This window comes from Mumia sp. zg.B17, assembly GCF_019550915.1.
Classification (GTDB): domain Bacteria; phylum Actinomycetota; class Actinomycetes; order Propionibacteriales; family Nocardioidaceae; genus Mumia.
Genome location: NZ_JAHWCI010000003.1, coordinates 17,203 through 38,635 on the forward strand (window position 1 = coordinate 17,203; position 21,433 = coordinate 38,635).

The 21,433-nt window shown below is 70.5% G+C and carries 25 protein-coding genes and 1 tRNA gene; 8 read left to right on the forward strand and 18 right to left on the reverse strand.

The genetic code is table 11. From position 1 onward, the window contains the following. Positions 1-32: 32 nt before the first annotated feature. The 5 genes from KV097_RS04030 to KV097_RS04050 form a co-directional block, all read right to left on the reverse strand. Positions 33-890, reverse strand: coding sequence for a PAC2 family protein (locus tag KV097_RS04030; protein WP_308289333.1), 858 nt, complete (start codon positions 888-890; stop codon positions 33-35). Positions 891-908: 18 nt separating this feature from the next. Next, entirely contained in the window at positions 909-2,147 is a 1,239-nt protein-coding gene (gene mshC, locus KV097_RS04035) for a cysteine--1-D-myo-inosityl 2-amino-2-deoxy-alpha-D-glucopyranoside ligase (RefSeq protein WP_220365147.1), read from the reverse strand. Positions 2,148-2,170: 23 nt separating this feature from the next. Then, positions 2,171-2,950, reverse strand: coding sequence for an SCO1664 family protein (locus tag KV097_RS04040; RefSeq protein WP_220345091.1), 780 nt, complete (start codon positions 2,948-2,950; stop codon positions 2,171-2,173). After that, complete coding sequence (locus KV097_RS04045; protein ID WP_220341675.1) at positions 2,943-3,467, reverse strand: DUF3090 family protein; 525 nt, start codon at positions 3,465-3,467, stop codon at positions 2,943-2,945. Before KV097_RS04045 ends, KV097_RS04040 begins: the two co-directional genes overlap by 8 nt. A 61-nt stretch (positions 3,468-3,528) precedes the next feature. Next, the gene (locus KV097_RS04050) at positions 3,529-4,218 is read right to left on the reverse strand and encodes an MSMEG_4193 family putative phosphomutase (RefSeq protein WP_220365148.1); all 690 of its coding nucleotides are present in this window, start codon (positions 4,216-4,218) and stop codon (positions 3,529-3,531) included. Positions 4,219-4,267: 49 nt separating this feature from the next. Here KV097_RS04050 and KV097_RS04055 point away from each other — a divergent pair, with 49 nt between their 5' ends. After that, positions 4,268-5,251: a magnesium and cobalt transport protein CorA gene (locus KV097_RS04055; RefSeq protein WP_220341673.1), complete on the forward strand. Its 984-nt coding sequence runs from the start codon at positions 4,268-4,270 to the stop codon at positions 5,249-5,251. 45 nt (positions 5,252-5,296) lie between these two features. Here KV097_RS04055 and KV097_RS04060 read toward each other — a convergent pair whose 3' ends face one another. Continuing rightward, positions 5,297-6,025, reverse strand: coding sequence for an SDR family NAD(P)-dependent oxidoreductase (locus KV097_RS04060; protein ID WP_220365149.1), 729 nt, complete (start codon positions 6,023-6,025; stop codon positions 5,297-5,299). Between the two features lie 112 nt (positions 6,026-6,137). Between KV097_RS04060 and KV097_RS04065 the strand changes: the two genes are divergently transcribed. Beyond that, positions 6,138-6,986, forward strand: coding sequence for a helix-turn-helix transcriptional regulator (locus tag KV097_RS04065; protein ID WP_220341671.1), 849 nt, complete (start codon positions 6,138-6,140; stop codon positions 6,984-6,986). Between the two features lie 3 nt (positions 6,987-6,989). Here the strand turns inward: KV097_RS04065 and KV097_RS04070 are convergent, their stop codons facing one another. Both KV097_RS04070 and KV097_RS04075 read right to left on the reverse strand, forming a co-directional pair. After that, positions 6,990-7,826 carry an undecaprenyl-diphosphate phosphatase gene (locus KV097_RS04070; protein ID WP_220365150.1) on the reverse strand — a complete coding sequence of 279 codons (837 nt, stop codon included), beginning with the start codon at positions 7,824-7,826 and terminating at the stop codon, positions 6,990-6,992. Next, complete coding sequence (locus KV097_RS04075; RefSeq protein ID WP_220365151.1) at positions 7,826-8,878, reverse strand: LLM class F420-dependent oxidoreductase; 1,053 nt, start codon at positions 8,876-8,878, stop codon at positions 7,826-7,828. The genes KV097_RS04070 and KV097_RS04075 overlap by 1 nt, the downstream gene beginning before the upstream one ends. A gap of 116 nt (positions 8,879-8,994) precedes the next feature. Between KV097_RS04075 and KV097_RS04080 the strand changes: the two genes are divergently transcribed. Together KV097_RS04080 and KV097_RS04085 are read left to right on the forward strand one after the other, a co-directional pair. Then, positions 8,995-9,939 carry an aldo/keto reductase gene (locus tag KV097_RS04080; RefSeq protein ID WP_220365152.1) on the forward strand — a complete coding sequence of 315 codons (945 nt, stop codon included), beginning with the start codon at positions 8,995-8,997 and terminating at the stop codon, positions 9,937-9,939. Positions 9,940-9,949: 10 nt separating this feature from the next. After that, entirely contained in the window at positions 9,950-10,135 is a 186-nt protein-coding gene (locus KV097_RS04085; protein WP_220341667.1) for a DUF5703 family protein, read from the forward strand. A 15-nt stretch (positions 10,136-10,150) separates the two neighbouring features. On the opposite strand, the gene KV097_RS04090 is transcribed toward KV097_RS04085, so the two are convergent. Then, entirely contained in the window at positions 10,151-11,473 is a 1,323-nt protein-coding gene (locus KV097_RS04090; protein ID WP_220341666.1) for a M20/M25/M40 family metallo-hydrolase, read from the reverse strand. 126 nt (positions 11,474-11,599) lie between these two features. Between KV097_RS04090 and KV097_RS04095 the strand changes: the two genes are divergently transcribed. After that, a tRNA-Leu gene (locus KV097_RS04095) sits at positions 11,600-11,685 on the forward strand. A gap of 109 nt (positions 11,686-11,794) precedes the next feature. Next, positions 11,795-12,367, forward strand: coding sequence for a GNAT family N-acetyltransferase (locus KV097_RS04100; protein ID WP_220365153.1), 573 nt, complete (start codon positions 11,795-11,797; stop codon positions 12,365-12,367). On the opposite strand, the gene KV097_RS04105 is transcribed toward KV097_RS04100, so the two are convergent. Further along, entirely contained in the window at positions 12,340-12,915 is a 576-nt protein-coding gene (locus KV097_RS04105) for a dihydrofolate reductase family protein (RefSeq protein ID WP_220365154.1), read from the reverse strand. The two genes, KV097_RS04100 and KV097_RS04105, sit on opposite strands and share 28 nt — an antisense overlap. Before the next feature lie 82 nt (positions 12,916-12,997). After that, entirely contained in the window at positions 12,998-13,585 is a 588-nt protein-coding gene (locus tag KV097_RS04110) for a DUF6518 family protein (RefSeq protein ID WP_220341663.1), read from the reverse strand. 153 nt (positions 13,586-13,738) lie between these two features. Here KV097_RS04110 and KV097_RS04115 point away from each other — a divergent pair, with 153 nt between their 5' ends. Further along, positions 13,739-15,214 carry a Fic family protein gene (locus KV097_RS04115; protein WP_220365155.1) on the forward strand — a complete coding sequence of 492 codons (1,476 nt, stop codon included), beginning with the start codon at positions 13,739-13,741 and terminating at the stop codon, positions 15,212-15,214. Between the two features lie 8 nt (positions 15,215-15,222). Here KV097_RS04115 and KV097_RS04120 read toward each other — a convergent pair whose 3' ends face one another. Then, positions 15,223-15,594 (reverse strand): VOC family protein, encoded by a 372-nt coding sequence (locus tag KV097_RS04120; RefSeq protein ID WP_308289334.1) that lies wholly within the window; start codon positions 15,592-15,594, stop codon positions 15,223-15,225. Positions 15,595-15,701: 107 nt separating this feature from the next. On the opposite strand from KV097_RS04120, the gene KV097_RS04125 reads away from it, so the two are divergent. Then, positions 15,702-16,436 (forward strand): MBL fold metallo-hydrolase, encoded by a 735-nt coding sequence (locus tag KV097_RS04125; protein WP_220365156.1) that lies wholly within the window; start codon positions 15,702-15,704, stop codon positions 16,434-16,436. Between the two features lie 72 nt (positions 16,437-16,508). On the opposite strand, the gene KV097_RS19660 is transcribed toward KV097_RS04125, so the two are convergent. From KV097_RS19660 to KV097_RS04155, 6 genes are all read right to left on the reverse strand, one after another. Next, positions 16,509-17,315, reverse strand: coding sequence for a DUF4878 domain-containing protein (locus KV097_RS19660; RefSeq protein WP_220365157.1), 807 nt, complete (start codon positions 17,313-17,315; stop codon positions 16,509-16,511). A 54-nt stretch (positions 17,316-17,369) separates the two neighbouring features. Further along, positions 17,370-18,830 carry a hypothetical protein gene (locus tag KV097_RS04135; protein WP_220365158.1) on the reverse strand — a complete coding sequence of 487 codons (1,461 nt, stop codon included), beginning with the start codon at positions 18,828-18,830 and terminating at the stop codon, positions 17,370-17,372. A gap of 117 nt (positions 18,831-18,947) precedes the next feature. Beyond that, positions 18,948-20,060: an aromatic acid exporter family protein gene (locus KV097_RS04140; RefSeq protein ID WP_220365159.1), complete on the reverse strand. Its 1,113-nt coding sequence runs from the start codon at positions 20,058-20,060 to the stop codon at positions 18,948-18,950. A gap of 30 nt (positions 20,061-20,090) precedes the next feature. Beyond that, positions 20,091-20,552 (reverse strand): SRPBCC family protein, encoded by a 462-nt coding sequence (locus tag KV097_RS04145; protein WP_220345077.1) that lies wholly within the window; start codon positions 20,550-20,552, stop codon positions 20,091-20,093. Continuing rightward, positions 20,549-20,905: a DoxX family protein gene (locus KV097_RS04150; protein WP_220341657.1), complete on the reverse strand. Its 357-nt coding sequence runs from the start codon at positions 20,903-20,905 to the stop codon at positions 20,549-20,551. The genes KV097_RS04145 and KV097_RS04150 overlap by 4 nt, the downstream gene beginning before the upstream one ends. Next, positions 20,902-21,411, reverse strand: coding sequence for a CGNR zinc finger domain-containing protein (locus KV097_RS04155; protein ID WP_220341656.1), 510 nt, complete (start codon positions 21,409-21,411; stop codon positions 20,902-20,904). The genes KV097_RS04150 and KV097_RS04155 overlap by 4 nt, the downstream gene beginning before the upstream one ends. Positions 21,412-21,433 lie beyond the last annotated feature (22 nt).

A 21,433-nucleotide genomic window follows, 5' to 3' on the forward strand; every position in this document is an offset into this window, starting at 1 on the left:
CGGGAGGGGCAAACCAGTAAGGGACCGACAGCTCAGGTGTCGGTGTCGCGCGACCGGCGCTTGAGGTAGCGCTCGAACTCGCGCGCGATGGCGTCACCCGAGGCCTCCGGAAGCTCGGAGGTGTCCCGGGCCTCCTCGAGGGACTCGACGTAGGCGGCGATCTCGGGGTCCGAGCTCGCCAGCTCCTCGACGCCTCGCTCCCAGGCGCGAGCAAGGTCGCGAAGATCGCCCAGCGGCAGGCTGATCTCGAGCACGTCGTCGAGGTAGCCGAGCAGTGCGAGGGTCGCCTTCGGGCTCGGGGGCTGCGCCACGTAGTGAGGGACAGCCGCCCAGAGCGAGACGGTGGGGATCCCCGCCTCGCTGCTCGCCATGGCGAAGACGCCGTTGATCCCGGTCGGGCCCTCGTACTGAGACTCCTCGACGTGCAGGCGCGCGGCGAGCCGGTCGTCGCTGGTGGACCCGGTGACGGGTACGGGGCGGGTGTGCGGGGTGTCGGCGAGGAGCGCACCGAGCGTCACGATGCCACGCACGGCGAATCGGTCGGCCAGTGACAGGAGCTCGTCGCAGAAGGGCATCCACCGCATGTTGGGCTCGATCCCCCGCACCAGCAGCACGTCACGGTCCGAGCCGACCGGGCGGGCGACGAAGACCCGCGTCGTCGGCCACGAGATCGACCGCTCTCCCTCGTCGTCGCGACCGATGTAGGGCCGGTTGACCTGGTAGTCGTAGTAGTCGTCCGGGTCGAGCTCGGCGATGAGCTCCGCGTCCCACCACTCGATGAGATGGTCGATGGCGTCGGTCGCCGCCTCGGCGGCGTCGTTCCACCCCTCGAAGGCGACGACCATCCACGGGTCGACGACCCCAGGGAAATCGCTGCTGTGCTCGCTCACGCCTTCACTCTATGCCGCTCAGACGACACCGAGGAGCGCATCGACGGCGGCGCCCACCACACGGCCGGAGGCAGGGTCGTGGTCGTCCGACTCGCGGCCGGCCAGGGCCGAGTCCACCCAGGCGTCCACGACCGCGAGGGCCTGGGGGGTGTCGAGGTCACGGGCGAGGGCCTGGCGCAGCCCCGCCACGACCGGCGCCGCCGCCGGCCCGCCCGCAGCGAACGCCTCACGCCACCTCGCGAGGCGCTTGTGCGCGTCGACGATGTCACCGTCGGCCCACGCCCAGCCGGTCCGGTAGTGGTGCGCCAGCAGTGCCAGACGGATCGCGACGGGGTCGCGCCCGTCGGCGCGGAGCCGTGACACGAGCACGAGGTTGCCGAGCGACTTCGACATCTTCTCCCCGTCGTAGGCGACCATGGCCTGGTGCACGTAGGCCCGCGCGAACCGGTGTTGCGTCGCGGCGTGCGCCTCGGAGGCGGACATCTCGTGGTGCGGGAAGATCAGGTCGGTCCCGCCGCCCTGGACGTCGAAGTCCTCGCCGAGCGTCTCGAGCGCGATCGACGCGCACTCGACGTGCCACCCCGGGCGCCCGCGACCGAACGGGCTGTCCCACGACGGCTCGCCCGGGCGCTCGGCCTGCCAGAGCAGACAGTCCAGAGGATCACGCTTGCCGGGGCGGTCGGGGTCTCCACCGCGCTCCGCGAACAGGCTCAGCATCGTCGCGCGGTCGTACCCGGAGACGCTGCCGAAGTCGGCGTCCTCGTGCACGGCGAAGTAGACGTCTCCGTCGACCTCGTAGGTCACCCCGCGGTCACGGAGGCGCTCCACGAGCGCGACGGCGAGGTCGATCGACTCGACCGCGCCGATGTAGTGGTCGGGGGCCAGGATGCGGAGCGCGGCCATGTCCTCGCGGAACAGCTGGATCTCGCGGTTGGCCAGCTCGCTCCACTCCACCCCGGTGGCGGTCGCCCGCTCGAGCAACGGGTCGTCGACGTCGGTGATGTTCTGCGTGTAAAGGACCTCGAGACCGCGGTCGCGCCACGCTCGCTGAAGCAGGTCGAAGGTCAGGTACGTCGCTGCGTGGCCGAGGTGCGTGGCGTCGTACGGGGTGATGCCGCAGACGTAGAGGCGGGCCCGGTCGGGCGGGTCGGCCACCGTCAGCGCACCCGTCGAGGTGTCGAAGACCTCGACAGCAGAACCGCGCCCGAGGCCCAGCTCGGAGAGGTCGGGGACTTCGGGGGACGTCCAGGCGCGCATGCCCTGAGGGTATAAGGCGGTCCCTACAGCGGTGGCCACGGGATCGTGGGCCACCGGTCCCCCGGGTCGGGCATCCTCCCGGACGTGAGCAACTGGTCGATACGGCGAGTCAGTGCCCTGCGTTCGTCGACGGCCAGCAGGTCCGCCAGCGCGTCGCACAGCGGACCGGAGGTGACGTCTGCGCGCAAGGTCTCCAGCCGCGACCGCTCCCCCGGCTCGAGGACGTCTCCGGACCATCCCCACAAGACAGTGCGAAGCTTGGGCTCCTCGTGGAAGGTCAGGCCGTGGTCGCAGCCGCGCACCCGGCCGTCCGACGGGAGAAGGTGCCCACCCTTGCGGTCGGCGTTGTTCACGACGGCGTCGAACAGCGCCATCGTCCGCAGGTCGGGCGTGTCGCGGTGCAGCAGCGTGACGGGCCGGTCGTCGAGGTCGACGGCGTCCACCACGGCGAACCACCCGTCGGGCGTCTCGTCGGCCGGTACGACGGCGACCTGTGGCGCGTCCACGTCGACGTCCACCCACTCCTGGACCATGCCGACGCCGAACGGACCGTCACGGAGCACCGTCGGAGGGACGACGTGCCAGCCGGCGGCCTCGGAGACGAGGTACGCCGCGTACTCCCTGGCCGCCAGCGTGCCGTCGGGGAAGTCCCACAGCGGTCGCTCGCCCCGGACCGGCTTGTAGACGCACTCCGTGGCGAGGGAGCCCTGGACGACGTGTCCGACGAACGTGCCGTTCGAGGCCGCCACGAGTCGCCCCGTGACCTCCAGCTCTCCCTCCGAGAGGGCACGCAGGTCACTCACGCGCGACTCGGCGGAACCCGTTGGCGCGGGGGCAGAGGTGTCCCTCGGCCTCGACGACACCGCCGCAGAACGGACAGGTCGGCCGACCGGCGGCGACGACGCTCTTGGCGCGCTCGGCGAACTCCAGAGCCACCTCGGGTCGCAGCGTCACGACCAGCATGTCGCTGGCCTCCGTGTCCTCGTCCTCCGTCGCCGCGAACGCCTCGACGACGATCTCCCCCGCCTCGGGCTCCCACGCGAGCGTCATCGTGCCGACCCGGAACTCCTCCTCGATCGGCTGGTCGAGCGGGTCGAGATCGACCGTGCGCTCGGGGGCCGTGCCCGATCCTGCGTCGCCTCCGACCTCGACGAGGAGCGCCTCGAGGCGCTCGGCGAGCACCAGGACCTGCTCCTTCTCGAGGGCGACCGACGTCACGCGACCACCGTCGCTGGCCTGGAGGAAGAAGGTCCGCTCACCGGGGGCACCGACCGTGCCCGCGACGAAACGCCGTGGGCGTTCGAACCGGTGGATCAGCATGGGACCGAGCCTAGACAGGGGCCTGGGTGGCGGCGACTCCTGCCCCGCGGGATGCGCACGGTCAGGCACCTCCCCCGACCGGCGCGTCGCCGGTCGGGCGGTCTCCCCCCGCGGCCGGGGCGAGCCCGCTGAGGTCGGATCCGAGGTCGTTGACGTGGCGCACGCTCGGGCGGTGAGAGCCATAGGTGATGACGCTGACCGATCCTGGGGCCACCGCGATCCGCTGGAACTGGTCGAGGTGGAGACCGAGGGCGTCCGCCAGCACGGCCTTGATCACGTCGCCGTGGCTCGCAGCAGCCCACACGGCCCCGGGACCGTGACGCCGCTCGACGCGTCGATCGATCCGCCGGACCGCCTCCACCGCCCGGGCCGAGACGTCGGCGAGACGCTCTCCGCCGGGGAACTCGACCGCGCTCGGCTGCTGCTGAACCGTCGCCCACAACGGCTCGCGCGCGAGATCGACGATCTTCTTGCCGGTCCACCGTCCGTAGCCGCACTCCACCAGCCCGGCCTCCCGCCGGACCTGGACGTTCTCCTTCTGCGCGTCGGCGATCCGGCGCGCCGTCTGCATCGTCCGCAGGAGCGGGCTGCTGACGAGGCGGGCGAGAGGAATGACGGACAGCCGGTCGGCGACCGCACGGGCCTGCTCCAGACCGACGTCGTCGAGACCGATGCCCCGGCTGCGTCCGGCGAGCACGCCGTCGGCGTTGGCGGCGGTACGTCCGTGACGGACGAGGATCAGGGTCGGCACGCCCCGAGCGTAGTCGGCCCGCGACGCCCCCGCGGGGCACAATGACGGTGTGATCCTGGACTGCGCCGCCTATCGCGACCTCACGCCCGTCCAGGTCAGCACGACGCTCGACGGGCTCAGCGAGCTCGCCGCGACCCTGACCGGTCCGGCAGACTTCGTGTGGGTCCTCCTCGAGGACCCGACGTACGGAGAGTTCACGGACCTCCAACGGATCTTCTCGCTCCACCCCCTCGCTGTCGAGGACGCCGTCGCCGCGCACCAGCGCCCCAAGATCGACATCTACGAGGGCTCGGCATTCCTGGCACTGCGATCGCTGGAGTACGACACCGAGACGAGCGAGGTCTTGCTCAGCGAGATCTCGATGTTCATCGGAGCGCACTACGCCATCACCGTCCGGCACGGGACGTGGCCACGCCTCGACAGCATCCGAGACCGGGCAGCGAAGCAGCCGGAGCTGTTCAAGTTCGGTGCCGTCGCCGCCGCGTACCACGTGGTCGACGCGGTGGTCGACGAGTACGAGCTCATCGCCGAGCAGCTGACCTCGGACGTCGAGGAGATCGAGGAAGCCGTGTTCTCCGAGGCAGCCCCAGGCACGACCGGGCGGGTCTACCCGCTGAAGCGGGAGCTGCTCGAGTTCCGGAAGGCCGTCGCGCCGATCCACGCTCCGCTCGAGGCGCTTCTCGAGGGCCACGCCAAATGGACGATCCCGGAGGGGATGGGGGTCTACTTCCGCGACATCGCCGACCACCTCGTCCATGCGCGGGGCACGATGGACACTCTCGACAGCCTGCTCGACAACGCGATGCAGGCCCGTGCCACCCAGATATCGATCCAGCAGAACGACGACATGCGCAAGCTCGCCGCGTATGCCGCGATGGCGGCCGTGCCGACCCTCGTCGCCGGCATCTACGGGATGAACTTCCGGGACATGCCCGAGTTGGGCTGGTCACTCGGCTACCCCCTCACGCTCGTGGTGATGGCCGGGCTCGTCCTCGTCCTCTGGCGAGCGTTCAAGCGCTCGGGCTGGCTCTGACGCCACACATCGACGCGAGTCGCCTCGATCGCGCTGAGCCTGACCTCACCAGGGCAGGAAGCCGTCACGGCCGAAGAACACCCCGGTCGGGCCCTCCGGATCGACCGTCGCCGCCCGCACGCTGGCGAGCGCGCCCTCCTCGACCGTCTGCGTGCCGGAGTGTCCGTTCAGGTCTGTGGCCGTGTAGCCGGGGTCGGCCGAGTTCACCGCGATCCCGGGCAGGCCCCTGGCGTACATGGTCGTGACCATGTTGAGCGCAGCCTTCGACGAGGGGTACACGAGACCGTAGAAGCCGTACTCGGGCCTCGCCGGGTCGCCGGTGATCCCGAACGACCCCATGCCACTCGAGACGTTGACGATCCGCGGGTGCGGCGAGCCGCGCAGAAGCGGGAGGAGAACGTGGGTGACGCGCACCGGCCCCAGGAGGTTGACACCGTAGACGGCGAGGAAATCGGCCGCCACCGTGTCAGCCGGGGCGTGCAAGGAGCCGGCGATCCCCGCGTTGTTCACCAGGACGTCGAGGCCTGTCCCACTGTTCTCGACCGTCGTCGCTGCCGCAGCCACCGACGCGTCGTCGGTGACGTCGAGCGTCACGGGTCGTACGTCGAGGCCGTCGCCTCGGAGGGCGTCGGCGGCCTTGCTGCCGAGCTCGGTGTCACGGGCACCGAGCCAGACCGTCCAACCCAGTCCGGCGAGCTGGCGCACGGTCTCGTAGCCGATTCCTTTGTTCGCCCCGGTGACCAGGGCCGTCGTGGTTGTTCTCGTTGTCGTCATGGAGCGAGCCTGGCGGTCGGTGCGACGGGCGTGCCAGGACCACGTCGTCCTGGTACTCCCCGTACCACGCTGTGCCGTGGTGGCGGCCACCTCCGCGTGCCAGGCTGAGGAGGTGGATCGCCAAGAGCTCGGCCGCCTCCTCGTACGCGCGCGCAGCAGGATCGCCCCCGGGGATGTCGGTCTGCCCGAAGGATCCCGCCGACGGGTCGCAGGTCTTCGGCGAGAGGAGGTCGCCGTGCTCGCCGGGGTGAGCGTCGACTACGTGACGCGGATCGAGCAGGGTCGCGGCGCACACCCCTCGCCGTCCGTGCTGGCATCGCTCGCCCAGGCGCTGCGCATGAGCGACGACGAGCGGCGAGAGATGTTCGACCTCGCAGACGCCGCGGCGCCGCGTGAGGGCCACGTGCCGATGCTCGTGCGCGCCAGCATCCTGCGCCTGCTCGAACGCCTCGACGACCAGCCGGCCGTCGTGGTGAGCGCGAAGTCCGACGTGCTGGCGTGGAACCCGCTGGCCGCAGCCCTGCTCGGAGACTTCTCGGCCCTCCCGGCAGCAGAGCGCAACATCGTCCGTCAGCGCTTCCTTGGGGAGCCGAGCCGTGTGTCGGTCTCCGCCGAGGAGGCGGCGCGCACCGACGCACGCTCCGTGGCCTCCCTGCGCGCGGCCGCCGCGAAGTATCCCGACGATCCCGATCTGCGCCGCCTCGTGGCCGAGCTGCGCGCCCACAGCGACGAGTTCGTTCGCCTGTGGGACGAGGCTCCGTCGCAGGTGTGGCGCAGTCACCGCAAGACCATCACTCATCCGAGCGTCGGCGCAGTCACGCTCGACTGCGACGCGTTGGAGATCCCGGAGACCGACCAGACCGTGATCGTCTACTCCGCCGCGCCAGGCTCGCGCGACGCCGAGCTGCTGCAGCTGGTCAAGGTCGTCGGCACGCAACGTCTGCATGCCGACGCCCCGTGACGACTAGCCGACCGCCGTCCCGGCCGTGATCACCCCGGTGGCCAGCAGCGCCAGCACCAGGCCTCCGAGTCCGATCCGATAGATCACGAACGGCGTGTAGGAGTGCTTGCTGACGTACTGCAGGAGCCAGTGGATCACCGAGATGCCGACCACGAACGAGACCACGGTCGCCAGGATCGTCGGACCCACGCCGTACGCGTTCTCGCCGCCGGGGATCTCGGGCAGCTGGAACAGTCCCGCGCCGACGACCGCCGGGATCGCGAGCAGGAATGCGTAGCGCGTCGCCGCGGCACGGTCGTAGCCGAGCGCACGCCCCATGCTGATGGTGGCACCCGAGCGCGAGACGCCGGGGATCAGCGCCATCGCCTGGGCGAGACCGAAGAGCACGGCGTGCGTGGCGTTGAGGTCGGCGATCTCGCGCTCCTGGCGTCCGAAGCGGTCGCAGATCCCGAGGACGATGCCCATCACGATGAGCATCGTCGCGATCACCCAGAGGTTGCGGAACTCGTGCTCGATGACGTCCTTGAGCGCGATGCCGAGGATGACGATCGGGAGAGATCCGACGATCACGAACCAGCCCATGCGCCACTCGAGGGTCGTGCGCGCCTCGCGCTTGACGAGACCCCGCAGCCAACCGCCGGCGATGGTCGTGATGTCGCGCCAGAAGTAGAGGACGACCGCGAGCTCGGTGCCGATCTGGACGACGGCGGTGAAGGCGGCGCCCGGGTCCTCCCACCCGAAGAACTTCGGGAAGATCGCGAGGTGGCCGGACGATGAGATGGGGAGGAACTCGGTGAGGCCCTGGATCAGCCCGAGGACGAGTGCCTGCAGCAGGTCCATCAAGAGCCGAGCCCCGATGCGTCGAGAGCGTCGGAGACGGTACGGAGGACGTCGGCCCGCTCGTCGTGCGTGCTGCCGAAGGTCGCGATCGCGAGCGTCGTGACGCCGGCGTCGGCGTACGCGTGGAGGCGCTCGGCGATGCGCTCCTTGGGTCCGATGAGGGAGGTCTGGTCGACGAGCTCGAACGGCACCGCGGCCGCGGCCTCGGCCTGCTTCTTGTCGAGGTAGAGGTCCTGGATCTTCTGGGCGGCATCCTCGAACCCCATCCGTCGTGCCAGGGCGTTGTAGAAGTTCTGCTTGCGGCTGCCCATGCCGCCGACGTACAGCGCGGTGTAGGCCCGCACCATGTCGGCGCACTTCTCCAGGTCGTCCCCGATGACGACGGGGACGGTCGGGACGATGTCGAAGCCGTCCAGGGTCTTCCCGGCCTTCTCCCGCCCGGCGCGGAGGTGGTCGGTGGAGACCGCCGCCTGCTCGGGGTTGAAGAAGATCGCCAGCCAGCCGTCGGCGATCTCGCCGGCGAGCTCGAGGTTCTTGGGGCCGACGGCCGCGAGATAGATCGGGATGTCCGAGCGATACGGGTGGAGCATGATCTTGAGCGGCTTGCCGGGGCCGTCGGGCAGCGGGAGCGTGAAGTGCTCACCGGCATAGTTGAGCGGCTCCTCGCGGGCGAGGATCGTACGGACGATCTCGACGTACTCCCGGGTCCGGCCGAGCGGCCTGTCGAACTTGACCCCGTGCCACCCCTCCGACACCTGAGGTCCGGAGACACCGAGGCCCAGGCGCACTCGGCCCTCGGACAGGCGATCGAGCGTGGCCGCGGTCATCGCCGTCATCGCGGGCGTGCGAGCGGGGATCTGAAGGATCGCGGTGCCGAGCTCGAGGGTCGTCGTGCGCGCCCCGATCCACGACAGGAGCGTGGGCACGTCGGAGCCGTAGGCCTCCGCGGCCCAGGCCGAGGAGTAGCCGAGCGACTCGGCGTACACGGCCGTCTCCACCCGCTCTGCGACGTCGGGCCCGGCGACGTAGCCGACATTGACTCCCAGCCTCATGCTCTGCTCCCCTTCATCGACGTGCTCGGCGCAGGGCGAGCCTAGCGGCACGCGACCCGCGGCCTCGACTAGCCTTCCGACATGGGTCCGGCGCGGGCCTTCACCCGAGGAGAGACATGCAAGAACGCTTCGTGGGAGGCAGCGGACTCGCCGTCTCGAGGCTCGGTCTCGGCACGGCCTCGTGGGGGCGTGACACCGACGAGCACGAGGCCGCTGACATCCTTCGCCTGTTCCTCGAGGCCGGTGGGACGCTCATCGACACGGCGGCCTCGTACGGCGCCGGGGCGAGCGAGACCCTCCTGGGTGAGCTGCTCGGTGAGGTCCGCCGAGACGACGTGGTGCTGGTCTCCAAAGCCGGCTCCAGCATCGCTCCCGGACGCTGCGGGACGTCGCGCGGCGCGATGCTCTCGGCCCTCGACCACTCCCTCGCTCGCCTCCACGTCGACCACCTCGACCTGTGGCTCGTCCAGGGCTGGGACCCCCGCGTCCCGCCCGAGGAGACCTTGTCGGCCCTCGACCACGCCGTCGCCACCGGGCGCACCCGATACGTCGGCGTCGCGAACTACACCGGCTGGCAGACGGCGTACGCGCACACGCGTCAGGCGCTGCGTGAGGCCAGCGCGCCGATCGTGGCGACGGAGGTGGAGTACTCGCTCCTCGCGCGTCAGGCCGAGCGTGAGGTCGTCCCGGCGTCGGTGGCGCTCGGCGTCGGTCTGCTCGCGTGGTCACCGCTCGGGCGCGGGGTGCTGACCGGCAAGTACCGCTTCGGCATCCCGGCGGACTCGCGCGCGGCCTCCGACCACCTGTCGGGATTCGTCGAGCCCTATCTCGATGCGGGCTGCCGCCAGGTCGTGGAGGCGGTCTGCCGAGCCGCCGAGGGCCTGCAGCTCGCTCCGCTCGAGGTGGCGCTGGCGTGGGTCCGCGACCGCCCCGCCGTCGCCAGCGCCCTCGTCGGTCCCAGGACGGCGGCACAATTGAAGGCAGCGCTCTCGGTCGAGGAGGTCTCGCTCCCGGACGAGATCGTCGAGGCGCTCGAGGACGTGTCGATCGAGACGGTGTGATGGAGGCGGTGTGACGGAGTACGAGTTCCAGCGGTTCTGGTTGCCGCGCACGGAGTCCCGTCAGGCCGTGCGCCGTCTGCTGGTCGACGCCGCCGAGCACCAGGGCTGGGAGCTCGCCCGGCTGCGCCTCTTCCCCGACGGGCGGCGGCGCGTGACGCTACGACGACGCATCATCCGCGTCCGCAGCACCCTCTGACCAGCCAGCCCGCCGCTAGGCCAGGTCGAGCAGCCGGTCGAACACCCGCGCCCCGAACTCCAGCGCGTCGGTCGGCACCCGCTCGTCGACTCCGTGGAAGAGGGCGGTGAAGTCGAGGTCAGCCGGCAGGCGCAGCGGCGTGAACCCGTACGAGCGGATCCCGAGCCGGTGCCACGCCTTCGCGTCGGTGCCCCCCGACATGAGGTACGGGGCGACGTGCGCCTCGGGGTCCTCGGCATGGAGCGCCACGGTCATCGCGTCGACGAGGTCGCCGCTGAACGGGTACTCCAGACCGGGTTGCACCGTGACGGGATCGATCCTGACCGCGTCGCCGGCCAGCGCCTGCACCTGGGCGAGGAACGCCTCCTCCTGGCCTGGGAGGAACCGCCCGTCCACGTGGGCCGCCGCCTCACCGGGGATGACGTTGACCTTGTACCCGGCCTCGAGCATCGTCGGGTTGCTGATGTTGCGCATGCCGGCGCGGACCATGCGGGCGGCGGGTCCGAACTCCGCGAGCAGCTCCTCCATCGAGGCATCGGTCGCCGAGGTCAGGTCGCGGACCTTCGCCATCAGCGCCTGCATCGAGGGGCCCGGCTCGTACGGCCAGTCGTGGTCGCCGATCGCGGCGACGGCACGAGCGACGGCCGTCACGGCGTTGTCGTCGTGCACCATCGACCCGTGCCCCGCGGTGCCCTGAGCCGAGAGGCGCATCCAGGCGAGCCCCTTCTCCCCCGCCTCCAGCAGATAGAGGCGCTTGCCGCCGATGTGCGTCGAGAACCCGCCGACCTCTCCGATCGCCTCGGTGCAGTCGGCGACGAGATCGGCGTGGTGGTCGACGATCTTGTGGGCTCCGTGGACGGAGCCCGCTTCCTCGTCGGCCGTGAACGCGAGCACGATCGTCCGTCGTGGCGGCGTGCCCGCGCGGCGACGTGCCCGGACGACCGACAGCACCATCGCGTCGAAGTCCTTCATGTCGACCGCGCCGCGGCCGTATAGGTAGCCGTCGACGATCTCACCGGCGAACGGGTCGTACGACCAGTCGGACGCCTGAGCCGGGACCACGTCGAGGTGCCCGTGGACGAGCAGCGGCGGCAGGGTGGAGTCGCTGCCCTCCCACCGTGCCAGCACATTCGTCCGGCCCGGCGACAGCTCGACGATCTCGGACTCCAGCCCCACCTCGGCCAGCAGCTCGGCGACGTACTCTGCGGCCTTCCGCTCCCCCGGACCGGTGTTGTCGCCGGTGTTCGTCGTGTCGATCCGGATCAGGTTCCGGCAAATCTCGACGACCTCCGCAGCAGGATCGAGGACGGGGGTCTCACGCTGGTCACCGGCGGTCATTCCCCCATCCTGCCTGGCCAGGGCGGGCGGCGGCCAACGGGCGCCCCCCGGTTTGGGGTTGAGCGGCGGGTGTTTGCTAGAGTTCTGACGCACGGTGAACGACGCACGACGCCGGTCACCAACCCTGTCCGGGTGGCGGAATAGGTAGACGCGCTAGCTTGAGGTGCTAGTGCCCGTATTAGGGCATGGGGGTTCAAGTCCCCCCTCGGACACTCACACAGCGAGATCGAAACCCCTGGGATACCAGGGGTTTTCGCTTTTCCTGGGACGGGGACGGGCTCGGCCCGCTCCGCGACTCCGCAGCACGATGTACTTCTCGTCATGACCGAGATCTCGATCCGCGCGCTCACTGTCCAGGACAGCCCGCATCTCGCCGATCTGTACCGAGGTGATCGCGACTTCCTCACGCACTGGGACCCGCAGCGTCCCGATGTCTTCTACACCGACGACGGCCAGGCCGACGCTGTGCGAGCGACCTTGCGCGAGTGTGCGGAGGGACGCATGTGGTCAGGAGTGGTTCTCGAGGGAAGTCGTCTGGTCGGACGGGTGAGTCTGAACGGCATCGTTCGCGGACCGTTTCGCAGCTGCTCTCTGGGCTACTGGATCGCCCGGCCCTACAGCGGCCGCGGCCTCGCCACTCAAGCAGCCGCGCGCGCCGTGGAGATCGCCTTCGACCCTCTGGGCCTGCACCGTGTCGATGCGTTTGCGCGTGAAGAGAACGCCGCATCGTGCCGGGTGCTGGAGAAGAACGGGTTCACGAGAGTGGGCGTGTCGCGAGGACACATCCACATCGACGGGCGATGGCGCGACGACATCATGTTCCAGAAGCGCGCTCCGTGGGACGACGGTGTTCGTCTCGAACCACCTCACGCCGCGTCGCGGGCACGCCCGTAGCGCTCGTAGATCACCCGAGATCCGAACGTCCTGGTCTCCAGGAGATCCAGCTGAATGTCATGGGTGACCGGCGGCAGGAACGGCGTGCCACCGCCGACGATCACGGGGTAGCGGAACATGCGCACCTCGTCCACGAGGTCGAGCTCGAGAGCTGCCCCGGCCAGGTCGGCACCGCCGATCGAGACGTCCTTGTCGGTGGCGGCGAGCGCTGCCTTGATTTCGTCGGCCACCGACGCCTCGGCGAGTCGGGCGTTGCCCTGAACGTGGTCGAGCGTCCGGCTGAACACCACCTTCGGAAGAGCGCACCAGACGTCGGCGAACTCGGCCCCGGCCTCGGTGCTGCTGCGCATCGACGGGTCGTTCTCCCAGACGAGCATGTTCTCGTAGAGCCTGCGCCCCAGCAGGTAGCCACCGAGCTTCCCCACCTCTTCGAGATGGAATCGAAACAGCTCGTCGATCGGAGCCGTCCACGCGAACCCGCCCTCGCGGTCGGCGACGAATCCGTCCACCGAGACACCCATCGAGACGATCAAGCTGGCATGTGACATCGAATCCCCACCTTTGTGTCGTGTGCTGTGCCAAGCCAGGGACCGACGGCACGGCGAAAACTCATCGTCCCGCCTTCGGAGATCAGGCGACCAGCGCGAGACCTGCGGTGCCCGCCAACCCCGCGAGCAGCGCAGGGCCGATCCAACGCAGCATCGGACGGTACTGGTGGCGGTACGCCCCGAGACTCACGGCGAGCACCACGGCAACGGCGCCGAACAGCACGGCGCTCGACCTGTATCCGAGCACGATCCAGTAGGTCACCACGGCTTCGCTCAAGAACGCAGCCGGCAGGGCCGCGGCTCCGGGGCCTGCCGGAGAGGCGTGACGCCACGCGTGTCCGACCCCTCCGAACACAGGGCCGCCGACGACGGCGCAGAGCGACCAGAACACCAGGTAGTACACGGAGGCGTCGTAACCCCGCAGCTCTGCCACGGCGTAGTAGGCGACGACCTGCACGAAGGTCGCGAGGAGTCCGGTCCACACCGCCGTTCGCAACCGCGACTGCAGGGCTCCCGCCACGAACGCCGTCGTCAGCCACGGACTGACCGCATTGACGAGCGCCAGCCAAGGGAAGTCGAGGCCCGTCTGGAGCACTGACGTCAGTGCCCCGACGACCGCGCCCAGCAGCAACGCGAGGAACGGCATCAACAGGTCCGCGCGCTCTCTCACGCGAGCGAGGATATCGTCCGCGCGAACACGTCTCGAAAGCGGCATATTCTCGCGTGCAGCGCGAGGATTCGTACCTTTCGGTCATGCGAGGGCGGCAAAATGTCGCAGGAGGGGCGTACGGTGTTGTACACCGATGTCACGAGAGGACCGGCGATGAACGACGGCTTCCCCACTGTCGTGTACAGCGATGTACACGACAAGGACCGCATCTCCCGCGCACGCGCCGCCGGGCGGCTGGTCAAGGTCGGATCCGGCGTGTACGTCAGCGACCTGAGCAAGCCAGCCGAGGACGTCGTGCGCGAGCGGCTGTGGGAGATCGTCGCCCACAAGCTGCCCGGCGCCGTCATCACCGACCGCTCGGCACGTCACGGAGGCGTGGCGGTGGACGGGTTCCTCTTCGTGACGCATCGCCGGACGCGGCCTCTGAAGCTTGCCGGCGTGGTGGTCGAGCCGCGCCACGGAAGCGGGCCGATGCCCGGTGACATCGCGCTGCCCGACGGCCTGTGGCTCGCCGGCCCGGCCCGAAGCCTCCTCGAGAACCTGGCACCGACCCGGCCGGCGTCAGGCAGGCCACCGCGGACACTCACGCGCGCGCAGGTCGAGCTGTGGATCGATGACCTCTGCCGAGACCGGGGCGAGGACGGCCTGAACGAGATCCGCGAGCAGGCCCGCGAGCTGGCGCCATTCCTCGGTCGACTGGCGGAGTGCGACCTGTTGAACCGTCTGGTCGGGGCGTCCATGAACACTCACCCGACGGCGATCCTGCAGACGCCGGAGCTGATCGGGCGCGCCGCCGGCCAGGCGTTCGACCGTCGTCGCGTGGACATCTTCGGCCGTCTCGTCGACTACCTCGACGGCCAACCGCCCGACCTCGTCACCGCCATGCCCGCCGACCGCGGCCGGCGGACGCTGCTGCCCTTCTACGAGGCCTACTTCTCGAACTACATCGAGGGCACGGAGTTCACCCTCGACGAGGCAGCCGACATCATCTTCGACGACGTGGTCCCTGAGCAGCGCCCCGAGGACGCCCACGACATCCTGGGCACCTATCGTCTGACGTCGTCCGATGCCGAGATGCGTCGCAGGCCCGCCACCGACCAGGAGCTCCTCACCCTCCTCCGGGAACGCCACGCCGTGCTGATGGGCGGCCGTCCGCTGGTGGGGCCGGGGAAGTTCAAGACGCAGGCGAACCGTGCCGGGGAGACGCACTTCGTCGCACCGGAGCTGGTCGAGGGCACGCTGCGGCGGGGGTACGAGGTCGGATCACGCCTGGTGTCGCCGTGGGCGCGCGCTGTCTACGTGATGTTCATGGTCAGCGAGGTCCATCCCTTCGCCGACGGCAACGGCCGCATCGCGCGGGTGATGATGAACGCCGAGCTCCACGGCTCAGGAGAGGTCCGGATCGTCATCCCGACCGTCTATCGGCTGAACTACCTCTCCGCACTCAAGGGCGCCACGCACAACGAGAACTTCGCCGGCCTGTACGCCGCGCTGAGCTTCGCGCGGAAGTGGACCGCCCGCGTCGACTTCACCAGCAGATGGACGGCCGAGGGCGACCTCGAACGGACGCACGCCCTCCGCGATGCGATGACCGCCGAGGACGCCGGGATCCGCCTCACCCTGCCGTAGACGTCCCCTCACCCCGCGTCGAGCGGCGGCGCCCATCCTGGTCGGCGGATGAGACAGAACGGGTGACCAGCCGGGTCGGCGTAGACGTCGTCCTCCAGGTGGTGCGCCCCCAGGGCGACGACACGCGCGCCCGCGGCAGCGACGTCCTCCACCATGACGTCCACGTGCATCTGCTGCGGGACGGCAGGGTCCGGCCAGGTCGGGTCCGGCAGGTCCGCCGCGCGCTGGAACGCCATGCCCGATGTCTCCTCGTCCGCGGACACGACGACGAAGTCACCGTCGTCGTAGGTCACTGGGTCGCCGAGCACGGCAGACCAGAACGCCGCCGCGACCTGCGGGTCGGTGGCGTCGATCACCAGATGGTGCCGTCGGCCGATCACACCAGCAGCCTAAGCCCGCCGCGGCGTCGTGCGGAGGACGTGGGAAGCAGCCGCATTCGGGTACCACCGCAGGAACGGACGATCCCGAGCCGACCTGGGAGGTTGCCATGCACACCCTCGACATCGTGCCAGGCGTGCACCGCCTGGCGCGCGGCTCCACGGCCTGCTACCTCGTGGAGACCGACGACCAGATCCTGCTGGTCGACGCCGGGCTGCCAGCCTTCTGGTCCGATCTTGCCGAGGCGCTGAAGGCCCTGGGCCGGACCCCCGACGACGTGCGGCACGTCCTCCTGACGCACGGCCACTTCGACCACGTGGGCATCGCCCGCAGGCTCGAGAAGTCCGGCGCGCAGGTCTGGGTGCACCGCGGAGACCAGCGGATCGCCGAGCACCCCTACCGGTACGAGCCGGGACGGCCACGCCTCACCTACCCGATCCGTCACCCCCGCTCGCTCCCCCACCTGGCGTCGCTGGTGGGCGCAGGGGCGCTGTGGGTGCAGGGCGTGCACGCACCGTGGGTCTACGACGACCCCATGCCGTTCGGGGACGTCCTCACGATCGTGCCGACGCCGGGGCACACCGACGGGCACGTCGCGATCGTCCTCCCCGACCACGACGCGGTGATCACCGGCGACGCGCTCGTGACGCTCGACCCGTACACCGGCAGGACCGGTCCTTGCATCGTCGCCCAGGCCGGAACTCACGACGCCGAGCAGGCGCTGCAGTCGCTCGACGCGATCGGCGCGAGTGGGATGCGTACGGTGCTGCCGGGACACGGGGAGGTCTGGCGTGACGGCGCAGAGGCGGCAGCCTGGAAGGCACGTCTGCGACCGGTTCCCTGAACCACGCCACGCCACGCCACGCCACCGCGATCGCCAGGTCGTGCGACGCACTCGCGCCGCACGACCTGCGTGTCAGGGGGTGGGCGGCGTGACGAGGTTCAGGTCAGGGATGTCAGGCACGTCCGGCATCTCCGGCCTGCTTCCCGCGTCCATGGCGATGTCGTCGACCTTCCAGGTCGAGCCGTCCTTGACGAGCTGGAGCGTCTGGTCGACGGGCGTGCCGGCCAGCGTGAGCGCGACCGCCACCGTGGCCTTGTCGCCGTCGATCGTGGTGTCCTTGACGTCGAACGTCGCTGCCTGGAGCGCGTCGAGCATGCCGCCCTCGCCGTCGCCCTCCTTCTCGAGCGCCTTCTTGCACTTGTCGGCGCCCTCCCCGTCGCGGAAGTTGTCGGTCGTCACGGCGACGATCGCGTCGCAGTCACGGTCCTTGATGGCGTCGATGAAGCTCTGCGTGGCATCCTCCGGCGTCGACGCGCTGGCGCCTCCACCACCGTCTCGCATCAGGAAGAACGCGACGCCGATGATTGCGGCGACAGCGACCACGCCGCCGATGACGGCGATGAGCCTGCCGGTGCCCTTCTTGCCGCCCTGCGGCGCGTTGGGCGGGAGGTACTGCGGCTGCTGACCGTAGGGCGACTGGCCCTGGCCGTACGGCGCCTGCCCCTGGTAGGACTGCTGGCCCTGGCCGTACTGCTGCTGGCCGTAGGTCGGTTGCTGGTGCGGCGGCTGCTGACCGTAGGTGGGCTGCTGGCCGTACGGCTGCTGGGGTTGACCGTACGGGGGCTGCTGACCGTACGGGGGCTGTCCCTGCGGCGGCTGCTGGGGGTACGGGGGCTGCGGGCCGTCGTTGGACGGCGGGCCGGACCACTGATCGCTCACGGCGATACCGTACGCGATCGGAAGGCCAGGCGGACCCGCTTCTCGGCGGCGCTCTCAGGCTCGGCGCACCATCGACGGAAGGCCTCCCACGGCGGCGACGCCGAGGGCCGAACGCGGCTCGTACCCGACCCTCCACAGGCCACCGTGCGCTGCTCCGTCGGTGAACAGCTGCTCGGGATGCTCGCGCGCTTCGGTCGCCGCGTGGAGGTCGTGGACGAGGAGTGCCGCCATCAGCACGCGGGTGGTCGCCGGCTCGAAGATCTCCACGCCGAAGTGCCGTGCGCCGCCGTAGGCGGCTGCGAGCAACCGGTTCTTTGTCACCGACCGTGTCCACGTCGCCGGGGCGACGTTGAAGGACACCCGCTGGCCGCAGTCCTCGGCGACGACGCCGCGCCACCGCTGGATCCGCTTCGCCATCGCGTAGTTGGGGCCCTGTTGCGGGACGAGGATGTCGGCCACGCCGGTGCCGTCGGGAAGGACGGTGGAGTAGTTGGGCACGAAGAGCCTTCCTCGGCTCACGACGCGCAACGGGGCCTGCAACCATCGGACGGGCCCGCGGTCCTGGTACGCGCGAGCGCTCGCCTGGACGACGTCCCGGGGGACGACGAACGCGTCCGTCGGCGTCGCCAGATAGGCGAGGGCGGTGTCCGGGTCGTCGTCGGTGAGCCGCGTCGCGACGACGTCGGCCGCCGCGGTGACGGCGACGTGGGCACCCCCGTCGGCGTAGGCGTACATGCCGACGACCAGCGCACTGCCCGCCGCCCGGGTCCGGAGCCAGGCCAGCACGTCTCCGGTCTGCGTGACCAGGTCCGCGCCCGGCGCACCGTCCGGCCCCACCGGGTGCGCGACCGTCCCGGCCCCGCTCTCGGCCAGGGAGCGGACCCGGTCCCAGATGGACGGTGACGACCTGTCGACGGCGAGGACGTCGGCGCCCCATGCCGCCAACGGCTCCAAGGGGCCCATCTCCGCGCCGGCGCCGAGCAGGGCCACCCGGCGTCCTGGGAGCGACAACCACTCCGGATGGGCGATCACCTGCTCGATCGCGGTCACGAAGGACTCCTCGACCACGCCCGCGTCACGCCATCGCCGGAGCTGCTCTCGCAGCCGGTCCCCGTGCAGGCTCGACCCGCCGTACGGGACGGCGAGCTCGCGCACCGGCGAGGAGGTGCCGCGCACGACCTCGGTCGCCAACGGCGTCGCGCGCGGCTCTGGGCCCCACTCCTCCAGCGGGACGTCACCGGAGGGGGCGGCGGCCACCATCCGGCCGCGCATCGAGGCCACTCCCCCGTGCGCCAGGGCGAGCGCTGCCTTCGACGACTCGGCCGAGGCCGCCGTCACGCGTCCGACGAGTGGCACGTAGTCGGAGCGCCACGAGTGCGCCGATTCGATGTCCGCGGCGAGCTCGGGGTCGATCTCGCGCGCAGCGTCGGCGAGGATCGCCCGGACCGTCGGGGTGGTCGGGCGGCGGCCGTCCACGGAGGGGAACGTGATCTCGGTCTGAGGGTGGGAGTGCACACCCCCAGTATCCGAGGATCCCCTCATGTTTTGTCCAGTGCCCCCCCGGACAACGTCGGCGAGGACCCCGATCCCGTCGCTGATGACACCCGGCGCAGGGGCCGCGTACCCGAGCAGTCAGCGCCTTCTGGGCGCACGCAGCGGCGGGATGGGCGAGGCGACCTCCTCGGACTCCGGCACGGGCAGGACCCCGAGGATGCGGCGAAGGCTCACCACGACGGCGGCTCCCGGGAAGGAGGTCTCGCCGTGGTCCGCCGTGTCGCGCACGAGCACCGAGAGTCTCTCGACGCCCACCGCCAACGGCTGGACGTCGCTGCCCTGGATCGGTTCGTCTCCGACCAGCCTGCGGACGACCGACGCCAGCTCGTCGAGAGTGTCCGCCACGCTCTGCGCCGCCTCTCCGCCGAGGCGCAGCCACGGGCGCGGCGACGCTTGGACCTCGCCGAGCATGTACGTCAGGTTCTCCACCAGCGCCGCGACCCGCTCGACGACCTCGGCGTCGGCCCGTCGACGCCCGACATGGTCGCGCCACCGGCGGGCACGAAGGTTGCCCCGAAGAGAGTCGTCGAGCGCGAGAAAGCTCTCGCGCAGCCGGAGCGCGTCCGGGAACACCTCACGGGCCACCTCCAGCCAGGCCTGCTCAGGGTCGGCGGTCTGCCCCCGCAGGACCTTCGCCATCCCCTCGAGCTGCTCCGAGACGTCGGCGGCGACAGAGTCGAGGTGACGCCGCGCGATCCGCGCGGGGATAGGTGGCAGCGCGAGGGTGAGGGCCAGTCCGACCGCTGCCCCCAGGGAGACCTGACCAACGAGTCCCGAGACGAAGTCGGACGTGTCGATGTTGCCCAGGATGTAGGTGAACAGTGCTGCCGTGATGACCCAGCTGCGTCCGTCGCCCAGGCGGTCCCAGCCGGCGAGGATCACGGCGACCAGGACGAGCAGGCCGATGGCCGCCCAGCCCGGCACCGGGAGCACGTGGAACACGGCGCCGACGCCGGCGCCCATGACCAGAGCGACGAAGATCTGCGCCGACTCCCGCACCGAGCCGGCCACGCTCGGGTGGACGGCGAGCACCGCACCCATGGGGGCGTAGTAGGCGTAGTCGCCGATCGGGCTCGGCAGGAGGTTGCCGAGCTGCCACGCCACCGCCGCCGCGATCGCGGCCTTGACGGCGATGTGCAGACGGGACCCGAGAAGTGGGTCGGTGCTCGCCGTCGAACGCGTGAAACCCATTCGGACGAGGCTAGCCGGGGGGTGGTGAGATCAACGGGTCGGCGACGCGTCGTCTCCGCGGTCTCCGCGCGCCCGGTGCTCGGCGGCACCGGCCATCGTCGCGGCCTCGCGGTCGACCAGTGCCCGGTAGTGGGCCCCTCCCATCGCCGCCACCAGCCGCGACAGCGGCCCGGACTGCTCCATCGCGAGCTCGAGCCGCGAGGTCCCCTGGCCTCTCGGCACCACCCGGTGGATGCCGTCGGTCCTGATGCCGAGGACCGACGACCGCCAGGTGAAGGCCGTGCCGTCCTCGACCTCGGTCACGGTCCAGCTCATCGAGCGGATGCCTGGCTGCCGTACGACGTAGCGCTGACCGACGACCAGCTCGCCGTCTCCCACCGGGGCCACCTTGATGAAGCTGTCCGAGATCAGCGGCCACTGCGACGGATCGGCGACGACCGACCACAGGACCTCGGCGGGCGCCTCGACGTCCACCTGCACGTCGTACCTCACGCGAACGACCACCACGCCACGCCGACGCAGATCACGAGCATCCCCACGGCGTTGAGGAAGAGGTTGCGACCGAGGTCGTGGGCGCGGATGTGCGCCGTGATCGCGGCGAGGAAGTAGCCCACGAGCGCCAGCGTCGTCACCAGCCCGAGGTAGGGGATCCAGATCCCGGCGATGAGACCGGCGGCCGCGGCGAGCTTGAGCGGCGTCAGCACCGGCCACCAGCGGCGCGGGAAACGGACGTCGGCGAGGCAATCGCGCACGAAGGCCAACGGCTTCACGCAGAAGACGGCGTCCGCGAGCTGGATAACAGCCAGCACGACCACGGGCCATACGGGGTCAGGAAGGGCACTCATGCCCGCTCCTCTCTCTGACGTCTGCGGTAGGCGGCCACGCGGGCACGACCTGAGCAATAGTCCGAACAGTATCGCCGCGGGCGACCACGGGGACCGTCGATCCACACGTCGACACACTCATCGTCAGCACAGGTGCCGATCGCGTCGGCACCACGGTCGGCGAGCACGTCGCGGATGGTGCGCAGAGCGGCCACCAGCAGGCGGTCGGCGGGGCGGGCGGCGACCCAGCGGTCCTCGACGCGCCCGTCGCTGAGGCCGAGGCGGACCGATGCGCCGGCGTCGGTGAGCAGACGGTCGAGCCGACGCACCCGCTCGTCGGGTGTGCCGGCAGCGAAGACGGGCTGGAGGAGGTCGGCCGTACGGACGAGGTCGGCGTGGCCGGCCCCCGACCATCCGAGCTCGGATGCGTCGGGGAACGGCTGCTCAGACTCGCCCGCCTCGGCGCGGGCCGCCGTGCCCCACTCGTTGACGAGCATGGCGACGGACTCGGGTGCGAGGGTGAGCACCCGAAAACCGTAACAGAAATGT